The organism is Coprococcus hominis (ex Arizal et al. 2022), from assembly GCF_040094675.1.
Taxonomy (GTDB): Bacteria; Bacillota; Clostridia; order Lachnospirales; family Lachnospiraceae; genus Coprococcus_C; species Coprococcus_C hominis.
Genome location: NZ_JBBNHG010000010.1, coordinates 1 through 9,113, shown reverse-complemented (window position 1 = coordinate 9,113; position 9,113 = coordinate 1). Strand labels below are relative to the sequence as shown.

The 9,113-nt window shown below is 44.4% G+C and carries 10 protein-coding genes; 2 read left to right on the top strand and 8 right to left on the bottom strand.

What is annotated here, in order from left to right; translation table 11 throughout:
* Positions 1–311: 311 nt before the first annotated feature.
* From AAAT93_RS00190 to AAAT93_RS00180, 3 genes are read right to left on the bottom strand one after another with little or no spacing between them, the layout of a single operon-like run.
* Positions 312–1,139 (bottom strand): amino acid ABC transporter ATP-binding protein, encoded by an 828-nt coding sequence (locus AAAT93_RS00190; RefSeq protein ID WP_021986260.1) that lies wholly within the window; start codon positions 1,137–1,139, stop codon positions 312–314.
* Positions 1,123–1,833, bottom strand: a complete 711-nt coding sequence (locus AAAT93_RS00185) for an amino acid ABC transporter permease (protein WP_021986261.1) — start codon at positions 1,831–1,833, stop codon at positions 1,123–1,125. The genes AAAT93_RS00190 and AAAT93_RS00185 overlap by 17 nt, the downstream gene beginning before the upstream one ends.
* Before the next feature lie 23 nt (positions 1,834–1,856).
* Entirely contained in the window at positions 1,857–2,717 is an 861-nt protein-coding gene (locus AAAT93_RS00180; RefSeq protein WP_021986262.1) for a transporter substrate-binding domain-containing protein, read from the bottom strand.
* Positions 2,718–2,937: 220 nt separating this feature from the next.
* Here AAAT93_RS00180 and AAAT93_RS00175 point away from each other — a divergent pair, with 220 nt between their 5' ends.
* Entirely contained in the window at positions 2,938–4,296 is a 1,359-nt protein-coding gene (locus tag AAAT93_RS00175; protein ID WP_117781452.1) for an MATE family efflux transporter, read from the top strand.
* 152 nt (positions 4,297–4,448) lie between these two features.
* On the opposite strand, the gene AAAT93_RS00170 is transcribed toward AAAT93_RS00175, so the two are convergent.
* The 5 genes from AAAT93_RS00170 to AAAT93_RS00150 form a co-directional block, all read right to left on the bottom strand.
* Positions 4,449–4,991 (bottom strand): LemA family protein, encoded by a 543-nt coding sequence (locus AAAT93_RS00170; protein ID WP_021986264.1) that lies wholly within the window; start codon positions 4,989–4,991, stop codon positions 4,449–4,451.
* A gap of 53 nt (positions 4,992–5,044) precedes the next feature.
* Positions 5,045–5,923 carry a DUF3137 domain-containing protein gene (locus AAAT93_RS00165; protein ID WP_227573076.1) on the bottom strand — a complete coding sequence of 293 codons (879 nt, stop codon included), beginning with the start codon at positions 5,921–5,923 and terminating at the stop codon, positions 5,045–5,047.
* A gap of 82 nt (positions 5,924–6,005) precedes the next feature.
* A complete protein-coding gene (locus tag AAAT93_RS00160) occupies positions 6,006–6,563 on the bottom strand; it encodes a prolyl-tRNA synthetase associated domain-containing protein (protein WP_021986266.1) in 558 nt (185 codons plus the stop codon).
* Between the two features lie 177 nt (positions 6,564–6,740).
* Complete coding sequence (locus AAAT93_RS00155; protein ID WP_021986267.1) at positions 6,741–7,088, bottom strand: hypothetical protein; 348 nt, start codon at positions 7,086–7,088, stop codon at positions 6,741–6,743.
* 129 nt (positions 7,089–7,217) lie between these two features.
* On the bottom strand, positions 7,218–7,679 hold the full coding sequence (locus AAAT93_RS00150; RefSeq protein WP_021986268.1) for a hypothetical protein: 462 nt from the start codon (positions 7,677–7,679) through the stop codon (positions 7,218–7,220).
* Between the two features lie 124 nt (positions 7,680–7,803).
* On the opposite strand from AAAT93_RS00150, the gene AAAT93_RS00145 reads away from it, so the two are divergent.
* Entirely contained in the window at positions 7,804–8,952 is a 1,149-nt protein-coding gene (locus tag AAAT93_RS00145) for a serine/threonine protein kinase (RefSeq protein WP_227573049.1), read from the top strand.
* The last annotated feature ends 161 nt before the right edge of the window (positions 8,953–9,113 follow it).

Here is a 9,113-nt window from a genome sequence, read left to right as displayed (position 1 = left end):
AATCTGCGATTCCTATGCGCCCTCCGCTCGCCATCCATGGCTCAGTGGCGGCTTGTTTGAACATCGTGTTCAAACATGGCTGCTATAATTCACAGAACATCAAGAACTTCTAAACTTCAAACATATCGTATATCTTCATGAATCAATCTGGATCTATATAATACTACTTCTAACCAGTTTCGTTAATTTCGTTTTCTATATCATATATGACACATGTGTCTTTCGTATATACTATAACAAAAAAATGCACAGGCATCTAATTTTTTGATGTCTGTGCATTGTATGCTTCTTTATTTACACTTCAATTTAACTTACGACAACACCTTCGACAGGAATTCTTTGAGTCTCGGATTCTTTGGATTGCCGAAGAACTCTTCCGGTGTGCCGGATTCCAAGATCTGACCATCGTCGATAAAGAGAACTTTGTTTGCAACTTCCTTTGCAAATCCCATCTCATGGGTAACGATGATCATCGTCATGCCTTCCTTTGCAACTGCCTTCATCAAATCCAATACCTCGCCTACCATCTCCGGATCAAGCGCGGAGGTTGGCTCATCGAACAGGATCACATCCGGATTCATTGCAAGTGCACGCACGATTGCCACACGCTGCTTCTGTCCGCCGGAAAGTGTAGACGGATATACGTCTGCCTTGTCTAACAGTCCGATTCTCTTCAGCAGATCTTCTGCTTTTTCTTTCGCTTCCGCTACAATCTTTGCCTTGGTCGTTGTGATTTCGATTTTCTCCTGCTTCTCCTTGCGGAACAGGTTTGTAAGCGGAAGGAACCGGTTGTGGCGTTTCGCCTTCTTCAGATCCTGGCACTGTACATAGACCGGTGCAAGCATGATGTTCTGGATAACTGTCTTATTATTGTACAGATTAAAATGCTGGAACACCATTCCCATACGGCGGCGGTGAATATTGATATCAACCTTTGGATCTGCAATATCAACACCATTGAAGATGATCTGTCCGCCTGTTGGATCTTCCATACAGTTCAGGCAGCGCAAAAATGTACTCTTACCGGAGCCGGAAGGACCGATGACAACCATAATGTCGCCCTTGTCCACAGTGACGTTGATGCCTTTCAAGACTTCATTGTCACCAAAATGTTTTTCAAGATCAATGACTTCTATCACTCTTTCTCAGGCTCCTTTCCATCATTTTAATTCCAAAGCTGATCAGCAGGACAAGCACGATGTAGATGATTGCCATAACCAGATATGGAATCATGAACTCGTAGCTGTTGCTTCCGATGAAGTTGAATGCCACATACAGATCTGAAGCACCAACAAAGCTGACTACGGAAGTTTCCTTGATCAACGATATAAATTCATTTCCAAGTGTTGGCAGGATATTCTTGACTGCCTGTGGAATGACGATCTTGCGCATAGTTGTCGCAAAGCTCAAGCCCATCGCACGTCCACCTTCCATCTGTCCCGGATCTACGGAGAGGATACCGCTTCGCATGATCTCGGAGATGTATGCACCACTGTTTAAGCCAAATACCATAATAGATACCTGTACGCCTGTCATATGTGCATCCATCAGAGGCAGCAATACATAATAAAATACCAACAACTGTACAACCATAGGAGTTCCACGGAACAATCCGACGTAAAACCGGCAGATGGCATCTAAGACACGCGGCAGACGCTTATACTTCGGAATCACACGCACCATCGCGATCAAAGTACCGATCACAACACCGATGACGAGACCGATCACAGCGATAATCAGCGTATTCTTCAAGCCCTCTAATACTTTTACATACCCACGGTTATTGATGAATATTTCTATGAATTTGTCTATTTTAGTTCCTATATCTCCCATGAAATATCCTTTCGTTTCTCAAATTACTGCATCTTATTGATAGATGATGTAATGCTCTCAGCAGGAGCGGAATCGATGATTACGTAATTGATGTTTCCATTTAACAGATCCTGTACTGCAAGGGAACCATTCTTGTAACCCTTAGACTCCATCTTCAGTCCTGGGAATCCCCAGTCGTCATCACCTTCACAGTAGAACTGACCGGTTGTACCGTTCTGGAAACCGATCTTTAAGTCAGACCCCTTTGCCTCAAGAATCTTGTTTACATCGTCGGCTGTCTTGCAGGCATCGAACTCTGTATCTGTAGACAATGTGATAAGCTTCTGTGATGCGCTGTAATATGGATCAGAGAATGCTACATACTCTTCACGGTCCGGCTTGATTGTAAGACCTGCCATGGCAACGTCACACTTGTGCTGGCCAACAGAGAGACATACGGCATCGAAATCCATGTTCTGGATTACAAGCTCCTTACCAAGCTTATCTGCAAGTGCCTTTGCAATCTCCATATCAATACCAACATAGTTCTCACCATCCATATACTCAAATGGCTCAAATGCAGCGTTTGTTGCTACTACCAACTGATCCTTGCTCTCGTCATAAGCTGCTGACTTCACAGGAACCGGAGTACCATCACCAAAATAACGGTTGCAGATCTCGTCAAATGTTCCATCAGACTTCATGTCTTTAACGAACTGATTTACTTCCTTTAATAAATCCGGCTGATCCTTATCTACACCGAATGCATACTGCTCATCGGTCAGATCTACCTCGATAACCTTGGCTGTCTTCTTTGCAGAATCGCTCTTTCCGCCACATCCTGTCAGTGCTGCCATGCACATAACTGCAGACAATGTAATTGCTACTAACTTCTTAAGTTTCATAATATTTTACTTCCTTTCTTCACATTTACGATTTAATATAGCATCCTGCGACAAAAAATGCAACGAAAGACGCGTTTTTTTTGCAATACAATACATTTTTATGTATAAAAAGCTTATTTTTTTATAATTTTATGCATAACTGGCATTGACCTTACAATTGTTGTAAGGTTTAATATAGGATGCGGGGTTGAAAAAGACTTCGTAGGAGGCTTTATTTACTATGGAAAAAAATCTGACAACCGGAAGCGTATTCAAGACGATTTTATATTTTGCGCTTCCATATCTTTTTTCTTATTTTTTACAGACATTATATGGTATGGCGGATCTGTTCATTATCGGACAGTTTAACGGAACCGAAAGTACGACCGCCGTTGCAAACGGCAGTCAGGTCATGCACATGCTGACCGTCATGATCGTCGGTCTGGCAATGGGATCCACTGTCATAATCGGGCGTGCCGTCGGTGCCAGGCATAAGGATGAAATTGCAAAAACAGTCGGAAACTCCGTAACCTTATTCATGGGACTTTCCATCGTATTGACGATTGTTCTGTTGCTGCTTGTAAGACCGATCGTGTTACTGATTCAGACACCGGTCGAAGCAATCGAGGGTTCGATCCGGTACCTGACGATCTGCTTTATCGGAATTCCGTTTATTACAGCTTATAATATCATCGCTTCCATCTGCCGTGGTATGGGTGACTCGAAAAGTCCGATGTATTTTATCGCGATTGCCTGCGCAGCAAATATCGCGCTCGACTATGTATTTATGGGAGTTCTCCATCTGGGTGCCGCCGGAGCCGCACTTGGCACGACACTCGCCCAGACGTTAAGTGTTATTATCTCATTGCTCATGACAAAGAAACAGAAGCTTGGCATCAAACTTTGCAAACAGGATTTCATCCCAAGTCGTGCTGTGCTCGGCGAGATCTTAAAGATCGGTATTCCGGTTGCGATTCAGGATGGCTGTATCCAGATTGCATTTATCATTATCACAGTTATAGCAAACAGCCGTGGCTTAAATGATGCCGCTGCCGTCGGTATCGTCGAGAAGGTAATCAGTGCCCTCTTCATCGTGCCATCTTCGATGCTTGCAACCGTCTCTGCACTTGCCGCACAAAATATCGGTGCCGGCAAGCATGACCGTGCATCGAAGACGCTGAAATATGCCATTCTGATTACATTTACCTATGGGATAATCGTTGCAATCATCGGGGAACTGATTACCGCAGGTATCGTCGGCATCTTCACGAAGGACGCCGCGGTTGTCGTGCTTGGTTCACAATACCTGCGTGGCTATATCGTCGACTGTGCATTAGCCGGTATCCATTTCTGCTTCAGCGGATACTTCTGTGCATACGGCAAATCCTACATCGGATTCATCCACAATATGATTGCGATCATCTGTCTGCGTGTACCGGGTTCGTATCTGGCCTCGAAGTTCTTCGCAGATACATTGTTCCCGATGGGGCTTGCGGCGCCTGCCGGATCCATGCTTTCGGTTATTATCTGCGTGGGTGCATTTGTATGGATGAAGAAACACGGGCGCCTTGGAGACAGTCAGATACAAGATGCATCCTAGTACATATACAGTCCCGCAGAGACATGCTGCGTTTCGATTAACGATTGTCAAATGCACCGCATAATGCGTGCATTTTCCTCGTTGCCATAAAAAATCCGGAGAATTCATTTGCATGAACGCTCCGGATTTTTGTTTTAAGATTTTTATTTTAATTAGAAGCTCATCTTCACATCCTGACGCTTTGCTTCCTCTGCCTCGAAGAATGGTTTCTTTACCGCATGCATGTTGTTTGCTACGATGCTGCTCGGAAATACAACAAGCTTCGTATTGTACGTGTTGACATTCGCATTGTACAATCTGCGGGCTGCCTGCAAATGCTCTTCCACATCTGCAATCGTCTTCTGCAACTCCATGAAGTTGTTGCTGGATTTTAACTCCGGATAATTCTCTGCGAGAATGTTGATATCCTTTGTAAGCTGTTCCATCTTCTGATTGGCTGCATTCTTCTCTGCCATCGTCATGCCGCTTCGAAGCTTGACAAGCTCGGTCAGAACTGTCTTCTCATGTGCCTGATATCCCTTTACGACATCGAGCATCTTCGTAAGCACATCGTAACGCTTCGTGAGTGCCACATCGATTCCGGACTCTGCTTCCTCCACCTTAAGCTGTGACCGCTTGATTCCATTCGATGTTGATATGTACCAGATCACGATACAGACCAAAAGTACAATAATCACTGTAATAATCGCTTCCATAATTTGTTCTCCTCTCTTTTTCATAGAAATTATATTACTTGATTATAAAAATGCTACTGTGCATCTCCAATCCGCAACCGGTGTACGATATCCATAATCACAGCACAATCATTTTTAATCTTATTGATTTCATCCACATAGACGAATGGCTTCTTGATATCACCATCAAATGCATTTCCAGTTGTATTGACTGCCACATATAGCTTGTTACCCAGATACCGCAGGGCTACATTTCCTGCACGCCGGTACAGGTCTGTCACACATTCCATCGTCTGTGGAGTAAGCACATAAAACGCATCGACCGGATAGGCTGCCATCACCTTGAACTCCCGGTTGAACGCTTCGCTCTCCAGCTTCACATTCTCGTGATGAAATCCATTCAGATTTCCATAATACTGGAAATTTTTCGACCGGATACCAACAGAACGTATATCGGATTTCTGCAAATCAAACACGAATACCCGTCCTTTGAAATACGTCGTTGTATGCCGGTTCTTTCCGCTTCCCGTCACATTCTTGATCGTGACATCCGCCTGATCAAAGGAGACACCTTCATATGCTCCGTGGATCAGATCTTCGGAATCAAAACGATTTCCAAGCTTCAACAGTCCCATCTGCTCGACATTCTGTCTCGTAAATCCGCACTCCCAGTTCACCTGAACATCCGAGAATGTCTTGTTCAATATTGAAACAACAAATGCATTCTTGTAGATCATCTGATATTCCTTGTTGATCTTTGACATCCTGCCGGATGCATAAATGGTTCCAACGGGTACCGCAAACATCAATACCGCAACTACTGTGCCCGCCATCGCCCCCATTCCCGGTGCCCCTATATAGGCTATCACCAGCAATACAACTGGAGCTGCGAATAAATACATCGCCTGTCTGTACTTCTTATGCAAACCATCGAGCTGATTCACAATCTGCATCGTATCCACGCGTTCACCCCCTCTGTCAAGTTAAATTGAGTGTATCATGAATCTACAAAAATAGCTATATATTTTACAATTTTTAACTGATTCGACTTTCCTCATCCTCCACTGTCACGAAAATCGGCTCGTGGTGCGTCGCCGGAAGCAACACATGTAACAGATCGTCCATCTTCAGGCGCAGACTGCTTGTATTGATACATGGATGACAGCCTACATATTCATCCTGCACCAGATCCTTATCCATCAGAAGCTGTACATGATTTTCCGTATCATTCATCAACCCAAGCACACTCACGGAGCCCGGCGTGATATCCAGGTATTCTTCCATATAAGCATCCTTCGCGAAGGAAAGTCTCGCCACGCCTAACTGCTTCGAGATATCCTTCGTCTTGAACTTCTTATGTCCCGGCAGCATCAGCAGATAAAAGTTCGTCTCCTGGCGATTGCACAGGAACAGGTTCTTGCAGATTGTCGCCTCCAACGCCTTGTCAATCTCCTCGCAAACCTCCATCGTCATCGCTGCTTCGTGGTCGATCCGCTCATACCATACATGGTTTGCATCCAAAAAATCATAGGTTCGTATTTCCTTTGCCAGCCTGCCTGTCTCATCGGCCGGTCTGCCTGTTTGTCGTGTCATGTTCGTATCTCTTTTCTATTATTTGTAATAAAAAACTTGCTTTCAGTATAGACATTTATTCAAAAATCGTCAATCTGGATTCCAACATTTCCAATCATTTACGCTATAAAAAAGCACCCGCAAATGCGGATGCTTTGAAACACCATTTCTCCCGTAACTGTTATATATAAATGATTTTTATTTGCTCTTTATCATCGCCGCAACTGCCCAAGCCGCATTGATCAGGCACCAGCCTGACCAGATTGCAAGATCTGAGAAGCTTCCGAAACCGGTAAATCCTACCAGTGCTGCCAGACCGAACAGAACAATCAAAGCGATATTTCCGCCCTTCTTCTCCGAATTTCTCGTTGCCACGGATACGATACCTCCCGCAAGCATCAGAATCGCTACGAATACACCTGCCGAGCCGGACGTCTCCCCATTTGCCTCCAGTGAGTTTGCAACGCCTGCCGCGCATGACTGAAATGTCACGATTACAAATAAAATCATAGACAAAATGCCCGATACCAACTTCCATGTTTTCATGTTTCTCTTCCTCCTCAATATGTAGATTTCTTGTCAGTATGATGTTTCTTTTCTTTGGCACCTCCTGTTTGCAATTATCTCATATTAAGAAGCGTTCCGTTGCCCCCGCAGCAGTGGCAAATTTATCCTCTAATCCTGCACTCCGCTTGTCCGAAGCGGCTGCAAGCCTTTTTGATTAAGCAGATCATTTACGTCCAGGATACTTCCCGGCCGCTCATTGAACGCGATCATCAGGAGTGCATCTCTCGGGACCTTCGCATATAATTCCGGCATCTCGTATTTTTTAAGTGCGCGCTGCGTCTCCGCCAGACTGAATTTCGCCGCATAACAGATTCGCAGGATCACATCTCTCTGCCGCGTACGTTTCTCCCCAGACAACAGCTTATAGCCATACCGCTCCGGAATATCTGCCTGCAGGAATACATACTGCTGGGTGAGCTTCTTTTCCTGTAACAGATTCTTCACATAGATAGAAAATGCTTCCGAATTATCGCTTACACTTTCTTTATTCTCCGCGCAATATTTCTCAAAGTCCGAGAGATGTGTCTTCCCTAAGACCTCATTTAATTCCTTTGTATTTTTCTCCTTCATTTCATCCTCCAATCTGTTATAATAAATCCATCAGACTACCAATTACCAGAGCTTCACTAACCAGCCCGGATAATTGATTGACGAAGTATAATCAGTACCCCTGCTCTAGAAAGGATATACGCATATGGATCTCGATCAGCGTCTCGCTATTTCGTATTATAAACCAATAGCCGCCATAAATGAACCGCATCATGTATACTTAGTTCAGCACCAGGAGACAAAAAAGATTGCCATCAAAAAAGTGCTTGATGTCTATAACCTCGCCGTCTATGCCGAGTTATACCGCAATCCTATCGCAGGTACACCGCGGATCATAAACTATTACGAAGAGGCGGGACAGCTTACTGTCATCGAAGAATATATCTCCGGAACATCCCTGCAGGATAAGATCAGTCATGCAGACATAGCTCCAAGCGATATGCTTCAATACATGCTTGACCTGTGTGCGATCCTCGAACAGTTACATCAGCATAATCCGGCTATCATCCACCGGGATGTGAAACCATCAAATGTTATCATCACCAGTTATAACCGTGCTGTGCTGCTCGACTTCAATGCTGCCAAATACCATACGGCGGCGAAAGATTCTGATACAATCCTGCTTGGCACACAGGGATATGCCGCCCCGGAACAATACGGATTTGGACAATCCTCCCCGCAGACAGATATTTATTCTATAGGGATTCTTCTGAAGGAAATGGCGGAAGCATCGCATTGCCAGAATCCATATATTGATGCTGTTACTGCCAAATGCACGCAGATGAATCCGGCGGAACGGTATCGAAGCATCGGCGAATTACGTCAGGCGTTTTTGGCAAATAGGGGTGTCTTTCCTTATACACACGCCGACCAAGCCTTCACCGGAGATTTATCCGGTTCATCTTCCAATCGTTCAAATGCTCAAACACAGAACGATCCCGGTACCTCCGCAAACCATATGCAATTTGCCCCTCCCGGTTTCCGTTCCAAAACACCTTGGAAGATGGTGGTTGCACTGCTTACCTATATATTTCTGGCATGGTTTTGCTTATCCATGAAAGTAAACAATACCTTCGGAGCGGCACTGTGGGTGGAACGTGTATTTGCACTCGTTATGATGCTTTTTATCGTAGCTTCGATCTTCGACTATCTCCATGTACGACAGCTTATGCCTCTGTGCCAACACGAAAAAAAATCGCTGCGCATATTTGGTGTGGTTGTGTTAGACATCCTCGTTGTATTCGGATTGATCGTCGTCATGGCGATCGTGCAATCGTTTTGTCCGAATTCATAACTTGCCGGATATAGAATATCATGTTTTGAACATAAAAAATGCCACCGTGAAGGTGGTATTTTCATTTCGTCTTTATTATTTATTTGTCTTTTTTATCATATAAATATCTTAAAAATGAAGTTCAGTCAGGAATTTCGCATGTTCAGTCAATAATCCCCCTT

Excerpts from the sequence above, each read along its gene's own strand:
- AAAT93_RS00185 (WP_021986261.1), bottom strand. The coding sequence starts at position 1,833 with ATGGGAGATATAGGAACTAAAATAGACAAATTCATAGAAATATTCATC.
- AAAT93_RS00180 (WP_021986262.1), bottom strand. The coding sequence starts at position 2,717 with ATGAAACTTAAGAAGTTAGTAGCAATTACATTGTCTGCAGTTATGTGC.
- AAAT93_RS00175 (WP_117781452.1), top strand. The coding sequence starts at position 2,938 with ATGGAAAAAAATCTGACAACCGGAAGCGTATTCAAGACGATTTTATAT.
- AAAT93_RS00170 (WP_021986264.1), bottom strand. The coding sequence starts at position 4,991 with ATGGAAGCGATTATTACAGTGATTATTGTACTTTTGGTCTGTATCGTG.
- AAAT93_RS00165 (WP_227573076.1), bottom strand. The coding sequence starts at position 5,923 with ATGCAGATTGTGAATCAGCTCGATGGTTTGCATAAGAAGTACAGACAG.
- AAAT93_RS00160 (WP_021986266.1), bottom strand. The coding sequence starts at position 6,563 with ATGACACGACAAACAGGCAGACCGGCCGATGAGACAGGCAGGCTGGCA.
- AAAT93_RS00155 (WP_021986267.1), bottom strand. The coding sequence starts at position 7,088 with ATGAAAACATGGAAGTTGGTATCGGGCATTTTGTCTATGATTTTATTT.
- AAAT93_RS00150 (WP_021986268.1), bottom strand. The coding sequence starts at position 7,679 with ATGAAGGAGAAAAATACAAAGGAATTAAATGAGGTCTTAGGGAAGACA.
- AAAT93_RS00145 (WP_227573049.1), top strand. The coding sequence starts at position 7,804 with ATGGATCTCGATCAGCGTCTCGCTATTTCGTATTATAAACCAATAGCC.